At 40.0% G+C, this 24085-nt stretch carries 19 protein-coding genes; 18 read left to right on the top strand and 1 reads right to left on the bottom strand.

Annotated features, from left to right (window positions below; translation table 11 throughout):
- Positions 1 to 27: 27 nt before the first annotated feature.
- Entirely contained in the window at positions 28 to 342 is a 315-nt protein-coding gene (locus DW059_RS06520) for a helix-turn-helix domain-containing protein (protein ID WP_158552066.1), read from the bottom strand.
- A 197-nt stretch (positions 343 to 539) separates the two neighbouring features.
- Between DW059_RS06520 and DW059_RS06515 the strand changes: the two genes are divergently transcribed.
- The 18 genes from DW059_RS06515 to DW059_RS06430 all read left to right on the top strand — a co-directional run.
- Positions 540 to 1007 carry a hypothetical protein gene (locus tag DW059_RS06515; protein WP_117698239.1) on the top strand — a complete coding sequence of 156 codons (468 nt, stop codon included), beginning with the start codon at positions 540 to 542 and terminating at the stop codon, positions 1005 to 1007.
- 168 nt (positions 1008 to 1175) lie between these two features.
- On the top strand, positions 1176 to 2453 hold the full coding sequence (locus DW059_RS06510) for a substrate-binding domain-containing protein (RefSeq protein WP_117698238.1): 1278 nt from the start codon (positions 1176 to 1178) through the stop codon (positions 2451 to 2453).
- An 88-nt stretch (positions 2454 to 2541) separates the two neighbouring features.
- Positions 2542 to 4050 carry a sugar ABC transporter ATP-binding protein gene (locus tag DW059_RS06505; RefSeq protein ID WP_117698237.1) on the top strand — a complete coding sequence of 503 codons (1509 nt, stop codon included), beginning with the start codon at positions 2542 to 2544 and terminating at the stop codon, positions 4048 to 4050.
- A 19-nt stretch (positions 4051 to 4069) separates the two neighbouring features.
- Complete coding sequence (locus DW059_RS06500) at positions 4070 to 5722, top strand: galactose/methyl galactoside ABC transporter permease MglC (RefSeq protein WP_117698266.1); 1653 nt, start codon at positions 4070 to 4072, stop codon at positions 5720 to 5722.
- Positions 5723 to 5889: 167 nt separating this feature from the next.
- On the top strand, positions 5890 to 7488 hold the full coding sequence (locus tag DW059_RS06495) for a response regulator (RefSeq protein WP_117698265.1): 1599 nt from the start codon (positions 5890 to 5892) through the stop codon (positions 7486 to 7488).
- Between the two features lie 14 nt (positions 7489 to 7502).
- Entirely contained in the window at positions 7503 to 9383 is a 1881-nt protein-coding gene (locus DW059_RS06490; RefSeq protein WP_330408306.1) for a cache domain-containing sensor histidine kinase, read from the top strand.
- Positions 9370 to 10335 (top strand): substrate-binding domain-containing protein, encoded by a 966-nt coding sequence (locus DW059_RS06485; protein ID WP_117698236.1) that lies wholly within the window; start codon positions 9370 to 9372, stop codon positions 10333 to 10335. Before DW059_RS06490 ends, DW059_RS06485 begins: the two co-directional genes overlap by 14 nt.
- Positions 10328 to 11365, top strand: a complete 1038-nt coding sequence (locus DW059_RS06480; RefSeq protein ID WP_117698235.1) for a galactose ABC transporter substrate-binding protein — start codon at positions 10328 to 10330, stop codon at positions 11363 to 11365. Before DW059_RS06485 ends, DW059_RS06480 begins: the two co-directional genes overlap by 8 nt.
- Before the next feature lie 18 nt (positions 11366 to 11383).
- On the top strand, positions 11384 to 11959 hold the full coding sequence (locus tag DW059_RS06475; RefSeq protein WP_117698234.1) for a DUF6553 family protein: 576 nt from the start codon (positions 11384 to 11386) through the stop codon (positions 11957 to 11959).
- A 216-nt stretch (positions 11960 to 12175) separates the two neighbouring features.
- The gene (locus DW059_RS06470; RefSeq protein ID WP_117698233.1) at positions 12176 to 14107 is read left to right on the top strand and encodes a [Fe-Fe] hydrogenase large subunit C-terminal domain-containing protein; all 1932 of its coding nucleotides are present in this window, start codon (positions 12176 to 12178) and stop codon (positions 14105 to 14107) included.
- Positions 14108 to 14234: 127 nt separating this feature from the next.
- Positions 14235 to 14777, top strand: a complete 543-nt coding sequence (locus DW059_RS06465) for an ECF transporter S component (protein ID WP_117698232.1) — start codon at positions 14235 to 14237, stop codon at positions 14775 to 14777.
- 309 nt (positions 14778 to 15086) lie between these two features.
- A complete protein-coding gene (locus DW059_RS06460) occupies positions 15087 to 16988 on the top strand; it encodes an NPXTG-anchored protein (RefSeq protein ID WP_117698231.1) in 1902 nt (633 codons plus the stop codon).
- A gap of 174 nt (positions 16989 to 17162) precedes the next feature.
- Positions 17163 to 19283 carry a SulP family inorganic anion transporter gene (locus DW059_RS06455; RefSeq protein ID WP_117698230.1) on the top strand — a complete coding sequence of 707 codons (2121 nt, stop codon included), beginning with the start codon at positions 17163 to 17165 and terminating at the stop codon, positions 19281 to 19283.
- Between the two features lie 84 nt (positions 19284 to 19367).
- Positions 19368 to 22034 carry a hybrid sensor histidine kinase/response regulator gene (locus DW059_RS06450; RefSeq protein WP_117698229.1) on the top strand — a complete coding sequence of 889 codons (2667 nt, stop codon included), beginning with the start codon at positions 19368 to 19370 and terminating at the stop codon, positions 22032 to 22034.
- 23 nt (positions 22035 to 22057) lie between these two features.
- Positions 22058 to 22378: a rhodanese-like domain-containing protein gene (locus DW059_RS06445; RefSeq protein WP_022243517.1), complete on the top strand. Its 321-nt coding sequence runs from the start codon at positions 22058 to 22060 to the stop codon at positions 22376 to 22378.
- A 309-nt stretch (positions 22379 to 22687) separates the two neighbouring features.
- Positions 22688 to 23374 carry a F0F1 ATP synthase subunit A gene (locus DW059_RS06440; protein WP_117698228.1) on the top strand — a complete coding sequence of 229 codons (687 nt, stop codon included), beginning with the start codon at positions 22688 to 22690 and terminating at the stop codon, positions 23372 to 23374.
- 55 nt (positions 23375 to 23429) lie between these two features.
- Complete coding sequence (gene atpE / locus DW059_RS06435; protein ID WP_012743658.1) at positions 23430 to 23660, top strand: ATP synthase F0 subunit C; 231 nt, start codon at positions 23430 to 23432, stop codon at positions 23658 to 23660.
- Between the two features lie 33 nt (positions 23661 to 23693).
- Positions 23694 to 24085 (top strand): ATP synthase F0 subunit B (locus DW059_RS06430; protein WP_117698227.1); only part of this gene is annotated, 392 nt, incomplete at its 3' end.

Here is a 24085-nt window from a genome sequence, read left to right as displayed (position 1 = left end):
AGTTGGGTTGTCGATTGTACATGAAACCTAAACTTTATAATGGAAGCTTTCATGAGAGAGTAATTCTGATAATAATCGTGGATTATATTTTTCATCAGTCAGTATTTGAACTGCATCATCATTGAGATGCAGATTGGATACTGACTGATTTGTATGTTCACGTAGTTCGGTTCGGCAAAGAAGATAATCGGTGCTTACTTGATAAAAGTCTGCAAGCGTCAGTAGATTGCCAAGTGACATATCTACATTTTCATCTTTCTCATAGTTGCCGAGTGTGGAACTTGGGATGCCGGTAGCATCAGACAATTCCTGCAATGACCTTCTTTTTTCTGCGACTCTCAAATCTTTCAGCGTTCCGGTATGGTAAGCCTTGTGTGCATAGTACAAAGGAAGTGTGGGAAGCAGGTAATCGGAAGAAAGCAATAAGGACTTGTCAAAAAAATTTTTAAAAAAATAAAACCTGCCATAATATTATTCCATCATATAAGTGAAAACAATAATAAAAACCGGTGGAACATCGGAGAAAAGAGGAAAATATTATGGCAAAAGAAAAAAGAAATCTTTATGAAGAAGTGGAATTTGGTAACGATTATGGTTATGCAATGCAGGTAAAACGGGAAGCGGAGACACAGTTATATGAGATTCAGAAAATCTGGGGACTGGCAATTGCTGGAACGGTCTGTGGAGGTATCGGAATGATGCTGGCATTCCATCCGATTTTTATTATGATAGGATTTGTTATGGGCTGTGTTTGTTACAGCAAAGTGGGTGGTTTTGGAATAGCGGCAAAATGGGCATGGAACATTGCAAAATTTGGCTGGTTTGTAGTCCCGTATTTTCCGATTGATTTATTAGTCGGTGCCATCGCATTGTGTTTAGGTTTCCTTTCCTTATTTTTCCTGCCTTTTTTCGTGGTTAATCATATCAGAAAACAGGCACAGCAGAACCAGCAGCTGGCAGAGGCATTCCTGCATACATGCCAACAGAATGATGGTGCAGCTGCATAGTTGTTCGTCAAAATACATATAAAAATTACAGATTATCAAAATATTTTGATATTTCATCCAAAAAAATTCTATTCTTTCCAGATTGGTTTGTGATTATAATGAATTTAGTCGATGAGACAGGTTCGGAGAAACCAAAATCAACAAATTGCAAACCAGGAGGAAAAAAGAATGAGAAGGAAAAAATTATTAACTGTATTGGTAGCAGCAACACTTGCATTATCCATGGTTGGATGTGGCTCTTCCGGAGGAAGCGGCTCTGGTGACTCAGGAAGCACCAGCAGCGTAGCAAACAAGGATAAACCACTTTGCTGGTTTAACCGTCAGCCATCCAACAGCTCCACAGGAGAACTTGACATGGATGCATTAAATTACAACAAAGATACCTATTATGTAGGCTTTGATGCAAATCAGGGTGCTGAACTGCAGGGACAGATGGTTCTTGATTATATCAAAGAAAATGCAGCGTCCATTGACCGTAACGGAGACGGAGTAATTGGTTATGTACTTGCAATCGGAGACATCGGACATAACGACTCTATTGCACGTACCCGTGGTGTCCGTTCTGCACTTGGAACCGGAGTAGATGCAAATGGAGCAATTGATTCAACACCGGCTGGTACAAACGTAGACGGTTCTGCAAAAGTTGTTCAGGATGCAACACTGGATGTAGATGGAAAGACTTATACAATTCGTGAACTTGCTTCACAGGAGATGAAGAACTCTGCTGGTGCAACATGGGATGCAGCTACAGCAGGAAATGCAATCGGAACATGGACCGCATCTTTTGGTGACCAGATTGACGTAGTTGTTTCTAATAATGATGGTATGGGAATGTCAATGTTTAATGCATGGGCAAAAGATAACAAAGTACCAACCTTCGGATACGATGCAAATAGTGATGCTGTTGCAGCTATCGCAGAAGGATATGGCGGAACAATTTCACAGCATGCAGATGTTCAGGCTTACCTGACATTAAGAGTGCTTCGTAATGCATTAGATGGAGTAGACATTGATACCGGTATCGGTACTCCGGATGATGCAGGAAACTGCTTAACAGAAGGAGAAGATTACAGATATAGTGAAGAAGAAAGATCTTACTATGCATTAAATATAGCTGTTACAGCTGATAATTATCAGGATTTCACAGACTCAACCAAGGTTTATAGCAAAGTATCCAACCAGCTGGATGCAGGCAAGAGTCCAAGCAAGAAGGTATGGCTTGATATTTACAATGCTTCCGATAACTTCCTTAGCTCAACTTATCAGCCACTTCTTCAGAACTATGACAAACTTTTGAACCTTGAAGTAGATTATATCGGTGGTGATGGACAGACAGAGTCTAACATTACAAATCGTCTCGGCAACCCGGGTGAGTATGATGCATTTGCAATCAACATGGTTAAAACAGACAATGCATCATCTTATACATCACTTCTTTCAAAATAAGGTTATTGCCTGGAAGAAAACAGCATAGATACAGAAGGGCATCAGATAAAAATGGTGTCCTTCTTTTCAAAGAAAAGGAAGTAGAATTATGGCAGAGGATAAGAATAAATATGTCTTATCGATTAACGGCATGAGCAAATCGTTCGGAAGAAATAAGGTTCTGAATCATATCAATCTGAATGTCAGACCTGGAACAATCATGGGACTTATGGGTGAAAATGGTGCCGGTAAATCGACAATGATGAAATGTCTCTTCGGAACTTATCAAAAGGACGAAGGAACAATAATATTAGATGGAAAAGAAGTTAATTTTTCTGGCCCAAAGGATGCACTTGAAAATGGTGTCGCAATGGTTCATCAGGAATTAAATCAGTGTCTGGAGCGCAGTGTCATTGACAATATGTTCTTAGGACGCTATCCGAAGAATTCATTGGGAATGATTGACGAAGGAAGAATGAGAAAGGAAACTTCCGATTTATTCCGTAAACTTGGTATTACTGTTAATCTGACACAGCCAATGAAAAAAATGTCTGTATCACAGCGCCAGATGTGTGAAATTGCAAAAGCAATTTCTTATCATTCCAAAGTAATCGTATTAGACGAGCCGACTTCATCACTGACAGCACCGGAGGTTGCAAAACTTTTCAAGATGATGCGGCAGTTAAAAGAACAGGGAATTTCATTGATTTATATTTCACATAAAATGGATGAAATTTTTGAAATTTGTGATGAAATATCAGTTCTTCGGGATGGCAGCCTTGTTATGACAAAGGCAAGTAAAGATACCAATATGAATGAACTGATTTCTGCAATGGTTGGCCGTTCTTTGGATAACCGTTTTCCACCGGTAGATAACCAGCCTGGTGAAACGGTTCTTTCTATACAGAATCTTTCAACTAAGTATGCACCAAAATTACAGAATATTTCTTTTGATATTAAAGAAGGAGAAATTTTTGGACTGTATGGTCTGGTTGGAGCCGGTCGTACGGAACTATTGGAAACTATTTTTGGTATGCGTACCAGAGCGGCAGGAAATGTAATTTATAATGGAAAAGTAATGAATTTTACATCCCCGAAAGATGCAATGGATCATGGATTTGCTTTAATTACAGAAGAACGAAAAGCAAATGGACTTTTCCTGAAAGCAGATATTACATTTAATACTACAATCGCCAATATGAATCATTATAAAAATGGATTCGCACTTTCCAATGATGATATGGTTCGTGCGACGGCAGAAGAAATTAAAGTCATGCATACAAAATGTATGGGACCAGATGATATGATTTCCAGTTTGTCCGGAGGAAATCAGCAGAAGGCAATATTTGGTAAATGGCTGGAGCGCTCACCAAATATATTTATGATGGACGATCCTACAAGAGGAATTGATGTAGGTGCCAAATACGAAATATATGAATTAATTATCAATATGGCAAAACAGGGAAAAACAATCATTGTTGTATCCTCTGAGATGCCGGAAATCCTTGGAATCACAAACCGGATTGGTGTTATGTCAAATGGACATCTTGCCGGAATTGTTAATACTAAGGAAACAAGTCAGGAAGAGTTATTAAGACTCAGTGCGAAATATTTATAATCAGGAAGGAGCATTGGATATGGCAGACAGTAGTATTATTCTTTCATCCGCTGCAGAGGCAGAGCTTTTGAAGCCGATTGATGAATATGTAGGAAAAATACAGGCACAGATTGATGAACTTCGTAAGGATGGTTCAGATAAGGTGCGCAGCTTAAAAAATCACATTGCAATCGTAAAGGAAAATAAGAATTTAACAAAAGAAGAAAAGAGCAGAATGATTGCAAAGGACAAGGAAGCCTTAGAAAAGGCAAAAGCGGTAGAGTCTTCGAATAAAGACAAAGTATCAAAGCTTATCGCAGATGCAGAAGGTTATCTTGCAAAACATTATAAAAATGATTACTATCAGAAAGTTGCTGATAGCTGCAAAGCTGAGAAAGAAGCTGAAAATGCAGAATACAAAAAGATATGTGCTTCCATCAAAGCAGAGCATGAGCAGAATATGAGCAGACTCAGCGATGCAGATGAGAAAAAAGACGAGAAGTATGTTTATAAGAATAAATTATTTGATGCCCAGATGGCACATGAGTCCAGACTTCAGGAGATTAAGGACAGAAAGCATGATGCATATGCACATAAGTATCATCTGATTGACTTACTCCGTATGTCAAGATATACATTTGCACAGAAGAGAGCACAGAAATTTGAAAATTACAAATATACCTTTAATACCACACAGTTCCTTTATAAAAATGGATTGTATATTGTCATTATTTTAATCTTCATTGCTTTATGTATTATTACACCGGTTGTAAAGAATACACAGTTGCTGACAACGACAAACATCTTAAATATTCTGCAGCAGGCTTCACCAAGAATGTTCTTGGCATTAGGCGTTGCAGGACTGATTCTTTTAACAGGTACTGACCTTTCTGTTGGACGTATGGTTGGTATGGGTATGGTAACAGCAACCATCATCATGCATAACGGAATTAATACAGGTGGTGTATTTGGCCATATCTTTGACTTTACCGGTATCCCGGTTGCTGCAAGAGCAATTCTTGCATTGGCAGTCTGTATTGTACTTACAACAGCATTTTCTATGCTGGCAGGCTTCTTTATGGCGAAGTTCAAGATGCATCCGTTTATTTCAACCATGGCAAACATGCTGATTATTTTCGGACTTGTAACATATGCAACAAAAGGTGTTTCCTTCGGAGCTATTGATTCTGCAATCCCGGCTATGTTTATTCCGCAGATTGGAAAATTCCCGACAATTATCCTTTGGGCTGTTGTTGCAGTTATCGTAGTATGGTTCATCTGGAATAAAACAACATTTGGTAAGAATCTGTATGCGGTTGGTGGAAATCCTGAAGCAGCAGCAGTTTCCGGTATATCCGTATTTAAAGTAACATTAGGAGCATTTATTCTGGCAGGTATCCTGTATGGATTTGGTTCCTGGCTGGAATGTAACAGAATGGTTGGTTCCGGTAGTGCAGCATATGGACAAGGATGGGATATGGATGCTATTGCAGCCTGCGTAGTTGGTGGTGTATCCTTTACCGGTGGTATTGGTAAGATTTCCGGAGTTGTAACTGGTGTACTTATCTTTACATCCCTTACATATTCCCTTACCATTCTGGGTATTGATACAAATCTTCAGTTTATTTTCGAAGGAATCATCATTTTGGCAGCAGTAACACTTGACTGTCTGAAATATGTACAGAAAAAATAAGTAATTCGTAATCAGAATCATTCATATATAATCACCATAGGCCGCCCGCTCATCGCCAGAGATGAATGGACGGCCTAAACAATATCAGGTATTCAGAAAAAGACATTTGTCTGATATAATAAGAGCAGGAGAAGAAAGAGCTGAACATGCTGAAAGAGGAACGTCATATGGAAAAGTATAAAGTGATTTTAGTTGATGATGAAATAGAAGCAATCCAGGCAATGGAGCATAAGATGGACTGGGATGGACTGGGCTTTGAGGTGTCAGGCAGTGCAACCAATGGAGTGAAAGCCCTGGAACTGGTAGAAAATATACAGCCGGATGTTGTGATAACCGATATAAAAATGCCTTATATGAATGGCCTGGAACTGGCGCAGAAGTTAAATAATGATTATCCAAATATACATATTATTATTTTTACAGGATTTGATGAATTTGAATATGCCAAAGAGGCAGTACATCTGGAAATTGAAGAATATATGTTAAAGCCGGTAAATGCAGTTGAATTATCTGACTGCATGGAAAGATTGAAAGAGACTTTAAACAGGGAAAGAGAAGAAAAATTAAATGTTAAAAAACTGCAAAATTATTTCCAGGATGCACTTCCGGTGCTAAGGACGAATTTTTTTGTTTCGTTAATTGAAGGCAGGGTAAATGAGACAGAATATGAGAAATTTTTATCTGCCTATCAGATTCCACTGGAGGGACCCTATTATTGCAGCGTGGTATTTCATACTTCAGAGCACCATGTGCCGGAAGGAATGAATCCATTGTTGTTATCCATGTCTGTCGAGCATGAAATAAAGGAAAGGATTGCATCAGAACTCAACTGTCAGGAATTTATGTATCTTGGGAATACAGTTTTGATAGTATCGCTTGATTCAGAAGATAAGGCAACAGAACTGACAGATTTTTGCGATAGATTCTGCAGATGGGCGAACCGTGTGATTGGTGCAGTTGTAACGGCCGGTGTTGGAAGATATTGCGATAGTCTTTTGAATATCAGTAATTCTTATGAAGGTGCAAGAAAAGCAGTATCCTACCGGGTTCTTTATGGAACTGCAAGGGCTATAAATATTGCGGAAGTAGTTCCACGGGAGCAGACGGTAGCCGTACAGTCAGAAGATACGAAAATGCATGAGTTGTTTAAAACGATTTATCTTGGAAATGTAAAAGACATTGAGTCAGCAGTAGAGAGGGAAGTGGAAAAACTTCATAAAAGTGCTGCCACAGTAAATCAGTATCATTTATCAGTTATGGAGATGGTAGGTGCTTTTTACCGGTTCTGCGCCAATAATTTTATGGACTTTAATGATTTCTTTGAAGAAAAAGAAAATCTCTATGAAAAGGTGCCGGAACTGGATAAAGCAACTCTGATGAAGTGGATGAAAAAAGCAGCAGTGGCAATTAGTGAAAAACTGAAAAGTGCAAGAAATAATACTTCAAGGCGGCTGATTACAGATGCAAAGAATGTTGTGGCAGAGCGTTATATGGAACCTGATTTTTCCCTGGATACGGTATGCTCAGTGCTTGGTGTATCCAATTCGTATTTTTCAACGATATTTAAAAAAGAAACTGGGAAATCCTTTATTACATATCTGACGGATTACCGGATGGATGTCGCAGTCAGGCTTATTGTAGAAACCAATAATAAAAGTTATGAAATTGGAGAAAAAGTAGGGTATCTGGACGCAAATTACTTCAGTTATGTGTTTAAAAAGAAATTTGGAGTATCTCCGTCAAAATACAGAAAATCACCAGAATAGGAATATGGAGAGGTATGGATCAGAAAAAAAACAGAAAGAAAAAGCACGAAAAAAGGAATACAATTCAAAATATGATGCAGAATATTTCAGCCTGGATGGATATACAGTCACTGCTTATGACAGTTCTTTCTGCCATGACCATTGTTACAACAATAGTTATGGGATTACTGATTTATAGCCGTTTTAAAATGTCAGTAAAAGAAACCGCAATTTCCAATGCAGAAAGCCGGATAGAGAGTACAGTGGATCAGGTAAATAATGAATTGCGGAATATGAGACAGATTTGTAATGCTGTTAATTATAATATCGTACAGGAATATGATATTTCTGACCAGGAATTCAGCAGGCAGTTCAGTCTGTTGTATGAAGTAAATAATGATAAGCTGCAGAGTATGGCCCTTTATGACAGTGATGGGAAAATTATTGCAGCAGAACCAGTAGCTACCAGAGAAAAGAATCAGAAAGTAACAGAGCAGGACTGGTATAAAAGCGCTATAGATGAGATAGAAAATATACATATATCAACACCCCATATACAGGATTTGTTTGAGAATGAGACATATCAATATAACTGGGTGGTGTCTTTAAGCAGTCTTGTGGATATGAATCATGGTGACACTCCGGACAGTGGAGTATTGCTGGTTGATATGAAGTATTCCATGATAGAAGAGGTTTTAGATAACCTGAATGAAGCAGCGGGAGAGACGTATTATTATTTATGTACAGATGATGGGGAAATTCTTTATCACCCAAGAAAAGCAGAAATAGACAGGGGATTTTTTACAGAAGATAGCAGTACGGCTGCCGGTTATGCAGATGGTACATATGAGATTTCTGTGAATGGGGTAAAAAGTAATATAGTTGTGAACAGTCTATCTTATACCGGATGGAAACTGGTAGGAGTTGTACCGGAGGGGGTACAGACGGCAAGCATTAATAAGTTCCGGTATTATATAATTGCCACGGCAATTATTCTTCTGATGATGCTTTTTGTTGTGAATAAAATTATGGCAAGAAAGATTTCGAAACCGATTTTGAAATTGGATGAATCCGTAAAGTCTTATGAAACAGGAGAAAAGACTGAAATATATATAGGGGGTGCTTCAGAGATAAGGCATCTGGCATATTCTGTCCAAAATTCATATAAGCAGATAGAACAATTGATGGAAGAAATTATCCGGCAGCAGAATAAGCGGAGAAAAAGTGAAATGGATGCACTGCAAAGCCAGATTAATCCACATTTTCTTTATAATACACTGGAATCCATCACCTGGATGGTAGAGGCAAATAAGAATGAAGAAGCTGTTTTTATGATTTCGGAACTGGCAAAACTGCTTCGCATCAGTCTTTCAAAAGGAAAGACAGTGATAAGGATTTCGGAAGAATTACAACATAGCAAAAGTTATATGAACATACAGCAGATTCGTTATAAAGACCGTTTTCAGGTGGAATTTCTGATTGATAAAAACGTAGAGGAATGCTGTACTGTAAAACTGGTAGTACAGCCATTGCTTGAAAATGCAATTTATTATGGAGTAGGAAATATGGATGAAGATGAGGGTGGCAAAATTATTGTCCGCGGTGAGCAGAAAGGGAATGATATTTTCCTGTCAGTAGAGGACAATGGAATGGGCATGAGCCAGGAAGTGGTTGATAATCTTCTGACAAATAGTGAAAAAGTTCCAAAGCATGGTTCGGGAGTTGGGCTTATCAATGTGCATACCAGAATACAACTGATGTTTGGCAAAGAATATGGATTAAAAATTTACAGTGAGCCGGATGAAGGAACAAAGGCTGTAATACATATCCCGGCAATTCCTTATTCAGAGGAAAAACGTGGAGAACTTGAAAATCAGAACAGAAAAAGAGAGAGGGTAGAAGATGAAAAAAAATAAGATTACCTTTATCCTCACAGAACTGATGCTTATTGTACTGGCTGCATTTTTTATAATCAGGATTTTTTCAGATAATGAGTCTATGAAAAGAGTTGCGGTTATTGTGGAAGATTCCGGAGATAAGAGATGGGATGCATTGCTGAATGGGTTAAAACAGTCTGCGGAAAATAATAATCTGCATCTGATCATTTGTAATACAGATTTAATTGAAAGCATGGAGGATGAAGAAGAACTGATTAATGAACAACTGCAGAATAATGTAGATGCATTTGTAATCTGTCCGGCTCCGGGAAAAGAAACAAAGACTATGCTAAACCGGCTGCAGGGGGAGAAACCGTTTATACTGATTAATGAGGATACCTACGCAGAAGAGCCATCTGGTTATGCAACGGTAAAACCGGATAATTATAAGATTGGTCAGATGCTTGCGGAGCGGTTAATACAGGATGATGAAGAACAACTGGAGAATAAAAAAATCGGTGTCATTCTTGGAAAGGCAGAGACAGAGGAAAATGTGAACAGAATTGCAGGGTTAAAAGATGGACTGGAGGGAAGTGGTTGTGAAATTTCCTGGGAGTACAATTATGCCAGGGGAAACCAGAACACCAGTGAGATTATTGCATCTAAGAAACAGGTAGATTATCTGGTAATACTGGACAATTGGGCATTAGAAGAAGTGGGTGAGGCTGCAGAAGAAAATAAGTATCACGGTGCAAAGATTTATGGAGTTGGAAGCAGTGAAAAAGCAATTGTGTTATTAGATAATCAGAATATAGAATGTCTTGTCGTACCAGATGATTATGAGACGGGGTATAAGAGTATGAATGAGATTGCAAAAAAGCTAAGGCATTCCTTTTACAAAATGAACAGTTGTGAAACAGAAGTCAGAATAATCAATAAAGAAGATTTGTATTCAAAAGATCTGGAAAGGTTTTTGTATTCATATGAGTAGAACAAGAAGAAGGACAATGGCGGTTACGGTAACACTGATAATACTGATACTGGTGCTGCCCGGATGCAATCAGAAGACAAAGCGGATAGAAAATACACTGAGGGTGAGTGTAGTTACCTATACGCATGATGACCCGTTTATCAACGCCACGGTGGATGAACTGAAGGAAGAGTTAAAGAAGCGGGAAACAGAAGAACGGAAGATTATAACATCTGTCAGAAGTGCAGATAATGATCAGAAAGCCCAGAATGAAATTGTCGAAGAAATGATAGATGCCGGGTGTGATATTTTATGTGTAAATCTGGTTGACCGGACGGATCCGACAACCGTTATCAGACTGGCAAGACAGAATGATATCCCTGTCATTTTCTTTAACAGAGAACCGGTTCCGGAGGATTTGTCGCAGTGGAATCAACTATACTATGTAGGATGTGAGGCAAAACAGTCCGGCGAGATGCAGGGAGAAATTGCAGCAGATTACATAAAGAATCATCCTGAGGTTGACAGGAATCAGGATGGGAGAATTCAGTATATTTTACTGGAGGGAGAGGCTGGACATCAGGATGCCATCAGCCGTACAGACAGTTCGGTAAAGACACTGATAGAACAGGGAATCAATCTGGAAAAACTGAGCTACCTGTTTGCAGACTGGAACAGGGGACAGGCGGAAAATAGAATGAATCAGATTATCAGTCAGTATGGGACCGAAGTGGAGATGGTTATTTCCAACAATGATGAAATGGCATTAGGGGCAATTGAAGCTTATAAAGATGCCGGTTATAACCGGCAGGAGTGGCCGATTATATTTGGTATTGACGGATTGGAAGATGCATTAGAGGCAATACAGAATGGAACCATGCAGGGAACCGTATATAATGACAAGGAAGACCAGGCTGGAGAAATGGCAAGGCTTGCAGTGGACATTTATGATGGAAAGAATCAGGAAGTACAAAGCCTGCAGGAAGAAAAATACTATGTATCCCAGTATCGTAAAGTTGACATCAGTAATGTTGAAGATTTTATAAAATAGTGACGAAGAGGAAATATTATGCAGGAAGATTCAAAGTGGCTGAATGATTTTTATCAGGAAGTTAATGCTGGAAAAAGAATGGAACTATGGCAGAAGCACGGGTGTACGGAACAAGCAGAAGGAGATACTTTCCGGGAGCAGCTTTTATATGCTCGATATGGAAAGAAGAAAAAGAAAGAGGATACCTTTATTGGTTATCTGATGCAGATGAAATATCTTTCGGAAAGTACCGGAGTAGATTTTTCGGGACAGCGGAAGAAACAGGCAGTTGAAATCATAAATGGGTTATATCTTCTGGATGCAGAGAACCGAAGCCGGGTGGAACAGGAGATACTTCAGGCAGAATTAAAGAATACGTTTCTTACATTTATGGATGTGAGTAAAAAGGGAAGAGGTTTCACCTCTTTCGTATTTGGAATGGGACAGCTGTCAGAGGAAGGAATTGCTAAAAAAATAGCAGAGCAGATAAGTGCAATTGCATTTACAATGCCACATAAATTTCATATGGACAGGGAATTTGCAGTTTTGCAGAAAGCTGCGTTGGAAGCATTCCGGCAGCAATACCCTGAGCGGGAGCATTTTCTGATGAAATAGCAACAGACTTCTGTTGGACAATAGAGGCAAGGGCTATTTCTTGTTCAAAAAGTGTCGAAAATTGCGGGAAATCGTAAGAATATATCATATAAAAACATGAAAATTTGACAATTTTATTAAGAAATAATATTATTAACGAATAGACAAATATGAGATATTATTTGTTGAAATTGAAAAAAGGTAGCTTATGAATATAAGTAAAGGGTGGTGCTTGAAATGAGTCTGGTTTTTACCAATGACAACTGTATTGGGTGTAACAAATGTATTCGCGTGTGTCCTTGTCCGGGGGCATGTGTGGCAGTAACAGAAGAAGATGGAACAGAGCGGATTCAGGTAGATCCGGCAAGGTGTATTGGCTGTGGTGCATGTATGGATGCCTGCAAGCATGGTGCAAGAGAGTTTGAAGATGATACGGAGCAATTCTTTGCAGACCTTGCAAAAGGTGAGAAAATATCCATACTATTAGCTCCGGCGTTCAAGGCAAACTATCCTGAAGATTATGAGAGGGTATTGGGAGGATTAAAGAATCTTGGAGTGAACCGTATAATCAGTGTATCTTTCGGTGCAGACATTACAACCTGGGGATATCTTAATTATGTAAAGAAATACAACTTTACCGGTGGGATTTCCCAGCCATGTCCGGCAATTGTGGGATATATTGAACACTACTTACCGGAGCTTCTTCCAAAGTTATTCCCGGTACACAGTCCGATGATGTGCAGCGCAATTTATGCAAAGCAGGAGATGGGAATTACAGATAAACTGGCATTTATCAGTCCGTGTGTTGCAAAATGGTCAGAGATTCATAACCCGGATACAGAAGGCTATGTATCGTATAATGTGACATTTGACCATTTGATGAAATATGTAAGAGAACATAATATATCAGGCACATTTGCCAGTGATGAAATTGAATATGGACTTGGTTCCATCTATCCGATGCCGGGTGGCTTGAAGGAAAATGTATACTGGTTCTTAGGGGACGATGTATATATACGCCAGATAGAAGGAGAGAAACACACATATCGTTATTTAGAGGAGCATAAGGAAGAAATTGCAAAGGGCATGAATAAAGAATTATTCATTGACGCATTAAACTGTGGAATGGGTTGTATTTACGGAACCGGTGTTGAAGAGGAAATTGCAGGAACAGATAAAGCTTTATATAATATCCATCAGATACAGGAGAACTGTAAGAAGAATACGAAGAACAGTGCATGGTCAAGGAAACTGACTCCGGCACAGCGGCTTGCAAAATTAAATAAGCAGTTCTCAAAATTAAAACTGGAGAATTATCTTAGAAAATATACAGACTGCTCCGAAGAGTGTAATTATAAACTTCCGTCTACAGAGGAACTGAATCAGATTTATGATGAGATGGGCAAGAAGACTAAGGAAGCAAGATGCATTGACTGTGAATGCTGTGGCTATGAAAGCTGTGAAAAGATGGCATTGGCTATTTATAATGGCTTCAATAAGAAGGAAAATTGTATTCATTTTGTAAAGGATACCGTAGAGGAAGAGAAGAAGAGAGCATTAGAACTTGCTGATGAAATCAAGGCAGAAAAAGATGCAGTGGAGAAACAGCAGGAGAATATTAAAACAACGGTGGAGACAGTCAATGACTTGTTTGTATCACTCTATGATTCTGTGGATGATATGGTGAATGGAAACGAAAGTAATGCGACGGAATGCAGTGCAGTATCAGAGGAAATTGGTAATGTGTCTGAATTCTGTGAGAAGCTGACTGGCAGAATGCAGGAGATTGATATGCTGTTGGAATCTATGGCAGAGAATAATCAGGAAGTAGTCTCCATTGCTGCACAGACTAATCTTCTGGCATTGAATGCCAATATCGAAGCAGCCCGTGCAGGAGAGGCGGGAAGAGGTTTTGCAGTAGTTGCAGATGAGATAAATAAACTGGCCATGAATTCCAAGGATACGGCATCCCGGAGTACAGAGAGCCAGGCAAAGGTAAAAGAATCCATTGTGGAGATTATCAAAGATGCAGATGAGCTGGCAAATGTTGTAAATGATACCGGTAACCGGATTCAGAATCTTGCCGCAGCAACGGAGGAGATTGCAGCATCGTCCAATGTGATTTTAAGTGCCGCAAATAGTGTAAAGAGCACACTGGAACAATTATAAAAATGGTTTACAGAATCGCAGATGAGAAATCATCCGGTTGCATTCTAGCTTTCATTGGAGTATGATTGCGTTGGTATGGAACAGGTCAGTTCCTACGAATATAGATGCACAGGAGGAGAAAGACATCATGAAAATGAAAACCAGACAAATTACAGTTAGTGCAATTATGCTTGCAATCTGTATTGCAAGTCAGTTCTTTAAAAATTTAAGTGTATACATAACAGGACCAGTTATCAATGCAGCATTAATCTTAACTGTATTGTATGCGGGACTGGCATGCGGAATTATTTTAAGTATTATTACACCGGTTACCGCATTCTTTATTACCGGAAGCCCGGTAATGGCAGCCATTCCGGCAATGTTTCCATGCATTATGGCAGGAAATGCCATTCTGGTGCTTTGTGTAGCGTTGCTTAAGGGTAAGCTTGGTAGTAAAGCAGGATTCCCGGTTTCTATTGTAATCGGTTCTATCTTAAAAGGATTATTTATGGGAGTTGTAATTTCCCTGATTATTTTACCAAATATGCTTCCGGAGAAAATGGCACCAATGTTAAAGGTATTGCAGCTTCAGTTCTCACTGACTCAGGTAGTTACAGCACTGATTGGTGGAGTGTATGCATTTATTATTGCGGCAGCATTAAGAAAGACTTCATTAGGCAAGCAGGATTAGTAGAATACGAACAGAATAAAAATAAAAATGGAATCCCCCGGAGCAGGCGGTTAATAATAACCCAAATCTGTTTCGGGGGATTTTTGGTTATGCGATAATTGGAAAAACTTGCAAAGCGTGTTTCTCGTAGTTGCCGGGTACCCGTAAAAAGCTGCCGGCAGCTATTGGTGCGGGTTTTGTAGATTGAAATTCTGCCCCAAAAAGCCGGGTGAGATAAATTTCTCATATTTTGAAACGGATGTAGACTGCACAGAATCTATCGTTTTCCTTATAGTGTTTTTATAATACGAAGAAAGGAAGGATAGATTTATGAAAATGAAACGTGCTTTAAAATGTATTGGTGCAGTGGCACTGGCAGCATCCCTGATGATGGTTCCGTCCATGATTCCGGTGCAGGCATCAAATGGACCATGCATGGAAGGAGAGTTTGCATTTGCCAATATTCAATTGAATGATACGGTTGTATTTTCCACCAATGAGAAAAATACAGTGGACGGAGCGTCTTATGACCAGGCAAGCAATACGCTGACCTTAACCAATTATGACCATCCGGATGTTGCACTTTATACCAACATGATGGGAGACGATTTTAAATTGAATCTGGTAGGCAGTAATAAGCTGCAGAATCTTGGAATCTGGCATGGCGGCTGGGGCGGCTCCCTGACAATTTGCGGTTCCGGAAGCCTTACTGTCAATGAAAACAGAAAGAATCCGGATGGTATTGAATTATTGGCAGAAGGCGGCAAGTCGCTGCTGACGGTTTCCGGGGACAGTACAGTAACGGTATATCGTGGAACTGACGGATGTCCGTTTGGTTCATCCTGGAATTATACGTCATCACCGATTGTGGCAAAGGGACAGGTTAATGACATGAAGATTCAGGCAGAGCATCCTTTTGAAATGATTCAGGTATATGGTGGTTATTTTGGAACTGATATCAGTCCGGTCCAGAGTGATGTGTATACAAAAACCGGAGAAGAAGGCCGGTTTGTTATAACAGAAGTAACCGATATGTCCGGAAATAAGACCTACCGGATTGAAAAATTGCAGGAATGCACTACGCTGGGTGCAGAGGTAGCAATAACTGTAGAAGATAAGCTTACGGATATTTCGGCATATACAGCAAATGGAGAGATAGCAGCTTATTATTCCACTACGATGGCAAGTGGAGGAAGTGATGCCTGTCTGGTAAAGAAACAGGATACGGGAGACACCTTTATTTATAGAGGAACCTATTATGAGGCTGGTAATTCTTACCGGATTCTTTGTCCGATTCTTATGAGTTATACGGATTATAATACACAGGAAACCAGATATCTTATGGACGCAGCACATCCGGTTATGAAAGAGCTTGTAGAAAACATGGCGCTTGCGGAAGATACCTTACCGGCTGGTTATGAATTTGAAGGAAAAGAAGTAGAGAATGTTTACAATGTATATTCCGGGGCGGATGTGATGTCCTTTACACCGAAGCAGGTTGTAGTGAATGGCGTAGTGGATGTAACAGATGGAGATACCGCTATTTCCGACAATGGATTCCGGCAGATATTGGCAGAGAATCAGACAAAGGACATTGTTATCAAATCCAATGATGAGCTTTCCTTTACCTTTGGAAAAGGAACCATGTCAGCCGTTGATAATGTTTCCAGCTATGATTTTGGAGTAAAGATTGTAAAAGATTACAGTGAGCTGGGCACGCTTCCAAATGCAGTAAATAAGAATATTTTCATTGAACAGATTAAGTATAATTATTCCGGTCAGCTTCCGGCAGAAGCACAGATTCGTATTTTTGTGGGAACCCGGTATGCCGGAAAGACATTATATTACAGCCGGTTATTTGACAATGGAACGATTTTAAATATTGATGCGGGAGTAGTAGATTCAGAAGGATATCTGACCGTAAAACAGAATCATTGCTCTACTTATCTTATTACCACAGAAAAGCTGGCAGATACGGCTGCCACAGGAAATGGTGGTACAACATCCGGAAATGGCGGTACAACATCCGGAAGTGACAGTACAGTTTCCGGTGGTGCGGCTGGAACAGCAGCAAATGCATCAACAACAGCAAATAGCCAGCCAACCGTAAAGACATCCGGTAAACCAAAGACAGGTGATAATTCTGCAATTGCAGTTTGTATGGCATTGATTGCAGCAGGTTGTGGAGGAATGTTTGTTTTCAGAAGAAAGAAAGCAACTGAAAATGAATAATCAGAAATAAAAAAGAATAATCAGAATGGAATAAACAGAACAGAATAATTAGAACAACCAGAACAGAAAGGACAGGCACGGATAAAGAGCCTGTCCTTTCTGCTGCCAAAAGAATTGTGCAATCATCTTATTTGCCGTATAATAAAAAATAATATAGTAGAAAGAAGCGATAATATGCGCATACAACTTGCAGCTACCATTCGTAAATATGATAAGAAAAATTTTCCAAAGGATATTCTGGCCGGTATTATTATTATGGCAGTTTCCATTCCGATAGCTATGGGCTATGCACAGATTGCAGGACTTCCGGCAGTCTATGGTCTGTATGGTTCCATTTTCCCAATTCTGATATTTGCACTGTGTTCGACTTCACCACAGTTTATTTTTGGCGTAGATGCGGCACCGGCAGCCTTAATTGGTTCGGCACTGGTGGGACTTGGTATTGAGAGTGGAAGCAGTGAAGCAATTGCAGCAGTGCCGGTACTTACTTTCTTTGTGGCAGTCTGGTTATTGGCGTTTTATTTTATGAAAGCAGGAAAACTGGTGAACTATATTTCGGCACCGGTTATGGGTGGATTTATTACCGGAATCTGCACCACGATTATTCTGATGCAGGTACCAAAGTTAATGGGCGGTACCGCCGGCGTTGGAGAACTCATTGAGCTGGTGGAGCATATCGGGCAGACGAAGGTGAATCTGCCATCACTGATTTTAGGCGGCATTTCCCTTCTGATACTTCTTGTATCAAAGAAAGTAATGCCGAAATTTCCAATGGCAGTGCTTTTAATGGCAGCAGGAGCAGCAATGACAAAATTTTTTCCGGTGAGGGAATGGGGAATCCAGACGCTGTCTGCAGTAGAACCGGGACTTCCACAGTTTGTGATTCCGGATATCCGCATGCTTCCGATGAAAGAGGTAGTAACTATCAGCCTTTCGGTGGCAGTGGTCATTATGGCAGAAACGCTTCTGGCAGAAAATAATTTCGCACAGAAGAATGGATATCGAATGAATGATAATCAGGAAATTTTTGCATTCTCCATGGGAAATTTCCTGGCAGCATTTACAGGCTGCTGTCCTATTAATGGCTCTGTTTCAAGAACTGCAATGGGAGAACAGTATCAGAGTAAGACACAGCTGACCGGAATCATAGCCGGTTTATCCATGCTGGTATTGCTGCTTTGCGGAACCGGATTTATCGGCTATCTTCCGATTCCGATGCTGACGGCAATTGTAATTTCTGCATTACTTGGGGCAACGGAATTTGAGCTTGCTGCAAGATTGTTGAAGGTCAGCCGTACAGAATTCTTCATTTTCTTAGGAGCATTCTTTGGCGTGCTGATGCTTGGAACCATCAATGGCGTTTTGATTGGCATTATACTTTCCTTTACTGAGATGATTATCCGTACTGCCAAGCCATCAAGATGTTTTCTTGGAATCCAGCCGGGACATCGCCATTTCCGGGATTTAAAAGAAAGTCATCAGATACATGCGATAGAAGGCGTTCTGATATACCGGTTCAGCAGTAATCTCTTTTTTGCTAATGTGCAGATGTTAAAGCGGGACATTGAAGACAATATAAAAGAGGATACGAAGGCAGTCATTTTAGATGCCAGTGCTATCGGCTCCATGGACATTACAGCGGCGGATCAGTTGGAAATGCTGTATCAGGGTCTTAAGAAACGTGGTATCTGTTTTTATATTACAGAACATATTGCAGATTTGAATGAACAGATGCGAAAGCTTGGTCTGGGACACATCATAGAAGAGGGCAGCGCAAGAAGAACAATACATATTGCTTTAAAGGATATGGGTTATGAACGTCCTTATCCGCTGGAGGGCGGTGTAGACAATAAACAGCGCAGTGCCTCAAGAAAGCGGGCGGATAACCGGGTGCAGGAATTTGTCTGGGCATTTGGTTCGGAAACTGAAGATGCTATAGAGCGGCAGATTGTGGCACAGATAGAACAGCTGAAAAAGACAGGAGATGTGGAAAAGCTGTTACATGGAAGCTGGTCCCATATGGAAGAACTGGACGAAGATGAGTGGCTGGAGCATTTAGAGGAGCATTTGAAAGAGATTGTTAATATTTCCGGTAAAGATGAAAGAACGCTGGCTATGCGGTTAGAGGAACATCGACGGGAAGTACATGAGCGTATTGCAAAGGAACATCCGGAACTGGCAGAGCGCTTTAAAGAACGCCGGCATGCGTTAGACGAACATCTGAAGGAACGGAGACCGGAGGTTTATGCACTGGTAGAGGACTTAAGGGAAAAACGGACTTCAGGAAAGATTTAATTAGGCAGAGACATCTTGCTTTTTCGACAAAATTTGCAGGAACCAGTCTGATAATCTGAAACAGATTGGAAGGTATTATGCGGGATGAAAAAGGAAAAGCAGGAAAAAAGGTTTTTTACGGTATTGATTGTATGTATTGTGGTTATGGCTTTGATATTTGGATGGATGTCAAAAGACCTTGGGGGTTCAAACCAATACATTGATAAGAACAGCAAACAGAGTTTATCTGAACTGATGGAACAGATGGAGAGGGCTTACCGGAATCGTCTGGAGATTACTTATGAACAGATAGATTCTATTGAAAAATATATGTTTGGGGATGGGGAAAGGGAAGCAGAACTGAAAGATTACCAGAATTATTTTGACTCCATGGAAAGTGATATGGTGCGGGATATTGTCTTTGTCAATGATGAAGGTGAATATCTGTGCATGCGTGGACTGAATGGCAGAATACAGATGCAGGATGGACTGTCAGAATTATTTGGTGAGAATAAAGGAATTGCCCAGTACTGTACCTGGAAGGATGGAGAGGAAATCTTTATAATTGCAAAATCAGTAGATTCTTTTTTGGTCAATGGGGAAGAATATGAAGCAATTGCATTTCTATTCCGGCCACAGATTATTAACGATCTTTTTGTAACGTCTGCTTATAACGGACAGGCTAATATCTATGTCATGGATGAAAACGGAGAAGTGGCATATGCAAGCATTAATAATGAGCCGGGTGAAGTAACCATAAATTATAATCTGTTTGATAGTTACCATGAACAAAAGATTATGAATAAGAAAGATTATGAAAAAGTGAAGTCGGACTATGCAGAACGCAGCTCCGGGTGTATAACCCTGGAACGTGAAAATGAGTCCGACTATTTTTCGTATCGTGCATTAAAAGGAACACAGTATATGATAGCCTGTGAAGTGGACAGTACGATTGTGCAGAATGTACTGGCAGATTATCAGATTATGATGCTGCATATCTGGCTGACAGTGACCTGCATTATCATTGCAATGTTAGCAGCACTGGGTATTAGTATTCTATGGATTTATAATGAAAAGAATAAGGTAGCTTACGCGAGACGAAATGCAATGCAGCAGGCAGAAGCAGCAGAGAAGCTGGAAGAAGTCAATACTGCATTGGAAGAGACGGTGCTGTTTGCAAATACGGCAAAAGCAGAGGCAGAGCGTGCCAATGAAGCGAAAAGTGTATTTTTATCCAATATGAGCCATGATATGCGGACTCCTTTAAATGCGGTTATGGGACTGGCTACACTGATTTCAAGAGATGCTGAAAATTCGGATTGTGTCCGGGAATATGCAAGAAAACTGACTTATTCAGGGGAACATCTGCTTGGACTCATTAATGATGTCCTTGATATGTCGAAGATTGAGGCCGGTAAAACGGTCCTTAATATTATGAACACGAATATTGCTGAACTGGTGGAAGAACTGGATATGATTATCCGTTCACAGACCAGAGAGAAGGGGCAGGAATTCATGATTCATGTACATCGGATAGAAACAGAAGAAGTGGAAGCAGATAAATTACGTCTGAAGCAGATACTGCTGAACATTTTATCCAATGCAGTAAAATATACCCCAAAGGGCGGTAAGATAGTATTTGATATTACAGAAGTACCAAAGAAAAAGGGAAACTTTGCACAGTATCAGTTCCGGATCAGTGATAATGGACAGGGGATGGGTGAAGAGTATCTTAAGAATCTTTTTGACCCATTCAGCCGGGAAGTGCAAAGCACTGTTAATCCGGTTTCCGGAACGGGTCTTGGAATGCCAATTGCCAAGAGCCTGGTGGAGTTAATGGGTGGAAGCATTCATGTGAAGAGTAAGCTTGGAAAAGGAACTACTTTTGAGGTGATTTTGAATTTCCGGAAAATAAAGTACCAGGAGAAGGTTAACTGGTGGAAACTGCAGAAGATAAGCCAGGTACTGGTGGTTGATGATGAGAGTGAATCAGGAAGATATATTATGGATACGCTGCATCCGTTTGGGATTGATGTGCAGACAGCAGATTCCGGCAAAATGGCGGTTCATATGGCAGAACAGGCTGTGGAAGCCGGAAAAACAAAGACCTGGGATGTTGTAATTATAGACTGGAAGATGCCGGGAATGGATGGCGTTGCAACGGCAGAAAAATTGCATCAGATTCTGGGAGAGAAAACAGTATTACTGCTTTTTGCCTATGATTGTAAGGAGATAGAAGAAGCAGCGGGTTATGCTGGAATTCAAAGTATTTTAAGCAAGCCGTTTTTTGTGACAAATTTTAAACGGTGCATCGAACAGGCAAGAAAAGAGCAGCAATTGCAGGGGAAAGGACAAGCAACAGAAAAAGAGAAAATGACATTAAAAGGAATGCGTTTTCTGATAGCAGATGATAATGATTTAAATGAAGAAATATTGGAAGAACTGTTAAAAATGGAAGGTGCAGACTGTGACCGGGCAGTAAATGGCAAGGAAGCAGTAGAAATGTTTGCAAGAGCGGAGGAAGGACGATATAATATTATTTTAATGGACATTAAGATGCCTGTTATGAACGGCTATGATGCAACGAAAGAAATCCGGAGACTTAAGAAGAAGGAAGCAGCGAAAATACCGATTTTTGCCATGACTGCCAATGCCTTTGCGGAAGATATCCGGACCTGTATGGAAGCAGGGATGGATGCACACATTGCCAAACCGGTGGATCTGGATTTATTGGAAGAAAACATCCGGATTTATATGCAGGCAAAAGCATAACAAAAGAAGAAGGGAACAGAAGAATGGGTATTTTTAAGAAACGTCTGACTGTAAATGAAGCAATCAATGCAGCGCATACTTCGGAAAATGCAATTATAATTGACTGCCGGGCAAAGGAAGATTACCAGAAAGGACATGTGGCAGGAACAAAGAATATTCCGCTGGACAAGATAACGGAAGACCGTATTTTGCGGAGATTCCCGGATAAGGAAAAATCTTTTTATATTATAGGAAGTTACAGCTACCGGTCCGAAAAGGCGGTAAAAGCATTTAAGAAATTAGGCTATAAGAATGCCATTTTCGGCGGTTATATGGAGGAACACCACGGAATTCTGGTGAAGTAAGCTTAATGATTAAAATTGTATAAAGTCTATAAAGAATAAGAAAAATGCAGAAAATGTTTGTGAAAAAACAGGAAATTTCTGCATTTTTTTAATACCAAAATATACAAATTGACGCAAGTGTACAAATTGCATAAAAAAACAACCAAAAAACTGGCAAAAATTGCAGAAGAATATGGAATATTTACACGAAAAAACGGCAAATGGTCAGACCTATTTTCACGGGAAGAAAACGGTTGCGTTTGCATTTTTTTCTTGTTAGAATTTTAACGATTTAAAAATGCCTTAGAGCAGCAGAAGGAAGTGAGACAGATGGATGCTCTGGTAAATAGCCTGATGGAAGAATTGAACTGTGAAACGGTATTTACAATTCCGATTTTCGGAGGCATTCCCATTTATGAATCCGTAGTAGTAACCTGGATTATCATGGCAGTAGTTATTGTGCTGTGCATACTCTTGACCAGGAACTTAAGTGTGGAACATCCGGGACGCAGACAGATTATTCTGGAAACGGCTGTAAACGGGTTGAATAACTTCTTCCGGGATACCATAGGCGAGAATGGAAAGCAGTATATTCCTTATCTTATGACGGTGGCAATCTATATTGGAATTGCCAACTTAATCGGTCTGCTGGGATTTAAACCACCGACCAAGGATATGAATGTTACCGCAGCATTGTCCCTGATGAGTATCATATTGATTGAGATGGCGGGTATCCGCAGGAAAGGAACAAAGGGCTGGCTTAAGAGTTTTGCAGAGCCGATGCCGGTAGTACTTCCAATCAATATTCTGGAGGTCTTTATCAAACCATTGTCGCTGTGTATGCGACTTTTTGGAAATGTATTAGGTTCATTTGTCATTATGGAATTGCTGAAAATGGTAGTACCGGCAATTCTGCCAGCAGTATTTAGCTGTTATTTTGACATTTTTGACGGATTGATTCAGGCATATGTATTCGTATTTCTGACCGCATTGTTCGTCAAAGAAGCAACCGAATAGGGAAGAAAAAGCAAAAAGAGAAACAGAAAAGTAGAAAAGAAAAGGAGTGCATATTATGTCATCAACATTATTAGTAGCAATCGGAGCAGGTATCGCAGTATTAACAGGTATTGGAGCAGGACTTGGAATTGGAAAAGCAACATCATCCGCAGTAGATGCAATTGCAAGACAGCCGGAAGCAGAGAGCAAAATCAGCAAATCACTTCTTCTTGGATGTGCATTGGCAGAGGCAACTGCTATTTACGGATTCGTTATCGCATTGTTAATCATCCTCTTCTTAAAATAATAAAGAAAGATTATAGAAAGGCAGGTACGGGAAATGCTTAGCATTAATTTTTGGAATATCTTATGGACCGTTGTAAATCTGCTGGTATTATATGTAGTCTTTCGTAAATTTCTTTATCAGAGAGTCATGAATGTGATTGAGGCAAGAGAAGAAATGGTAAAGAAGCAGTTCGACGATGCAAAGAAAAGCGAAGAAGATGCCAGAAAATTAAAGGCAGATTATGAAGAACGCTTATCGGATGCAAGAACGGAGGCAGACCAGATTATTATTGATGCCAGAGCAAGAGCAGAAGAAGAGCATGCACGCTCGGTAGAGAAGACCCGGGAAGAGACTGAGCATATGTTAGAAAAAGCCAAGGAAGATATTGCAAACGAGCAGGAAAAGGCACAGCAGGCAGCTCAGGCTGAGATCTCGACCAAGGCACG

This window comes from Roseburia sp. AF42-8, assembly GCF_003435965.1.
GTDB classification, from domain to species: domain Bacteria; phylum Bacillota; class Clostridia; order Lachnospirales; family Lachnospiraceae; genus Roseburia_C; species Roseburia_C amylophila.
Note: the sequence above shows the minus strand (reverse complement) of the source record. Positions and strands in the feature narration are given on the sequence as shown.

Coding starts and splice junctions, on each gene's coding strand:
- DW059_RS06515 (WP_117698239.1), top strand. CDS start 540: ATGGCAAAAGAAAAAAGAAATCTTTATGAAGAAGTGGAATTTGGTAAC.
- DW059_RS06510 (WP_117698238.1), top strand. CDS start 1,176: ATGAGAAGGAAAAAATTATTAACTGTATTGGTAGCAGCAACACTTGCA.
- DW059_RS06505 (WP_117698237.1), top strand. CDS start 2,542: ATGGCAGAGGATAAGAATAAATATGTCTTATCGATTAACGGCATGAGC.
- DW059_RS06500 (WP_117698266.1), top strand. CDS start 4,070: ATGGCAGACAGTAGTATTATTCTTTCATCCGCTGCAGAGGCAGAGCTT.
- DW059_RS06495 (WP_117698265.1), top strand. CDS start 5,890: ATGGAAAAGTATAAAGTGATTTTAGTTGATGATGAAATAGAAGCAATC.
- DW059_RS06490 (WP_330408306.1), top strand. CDS start 7,503: ATGGATCAGAAAAAAAACAGAAAGAAAAAGCACGAAAAAAGGAATACA.
- DW059_RS06485 (WP_117698236.1), top strand. CDS start 9,370: ATGAAAAAAAATAAGATTACCTTTATCCTCACAGAACTGATGCTTATT.
- DW059_RS06480 (WP_117698235.1), top strand. CDS start 10,328: ATGAGTAGAACAAGAAGAAGGACAATGGCGGTTACGGTAACACTGATA.
- DW059_RS06475 (WP_117698234.1), top strand. CDS start 11,384: ATGCAGGAAGATTCAAAGTGGCTGAATGATTTTTATCAGGAAGTTAAT.
- DW059_RS06470 (WP_117698233.1), top strand. CDS start 12,176: ATGAGTCTGGTTTTTACCAATGACAACTGTATTGGGTGTAACAAATGT.
- DW059_RS06465 (WP_117698232.1), top strand. CDS start 14,235: ATGAAAATGAAAACCAGACAAATTACAGTTAGTGCAATTATGCTTGCA.
- DW059_RS06460 (WP_117698231.1), top strand. CDS start 15,087: ATGAAAATGAAACGTGCTTTAAAATGTATTGGTGCAGTGGCACTGGCA.
- DW059_RS06455 (WP_117698230.1), top strand. CDS start 17,163: ATGCGCATACAACTTGCAGCTACCATTCGTAAATATGATAAGAAAAAT.
- DW059_RS06450 (WP_117698229.1), top strand. CDS start 19,368: ATGAAAAAGGAAAAGCAGGAAAAAAGGTTTTTTACGGTATTGATTGTA.
- DW059_RS06445 (WP_022243517.1), top strand. CDS start 22,058: ATGGGTATTTTTAAGAAACGTCTGACTGTAAATGAAGCAATCAATGCA.
- DW059_RS06440 (WP_117698228.1), top strand. CDS start 22,688: ATGGATGCTCTGGTAAATAGCCTGATGGAAGAATTGAACTGTGAAACG.
- atpE (WP_012743658.1), top strand. CDS start 23,430: ATGTCATCAACATTATTAGTAGCAATCGGAGCAGGTATCGCAGTATTA.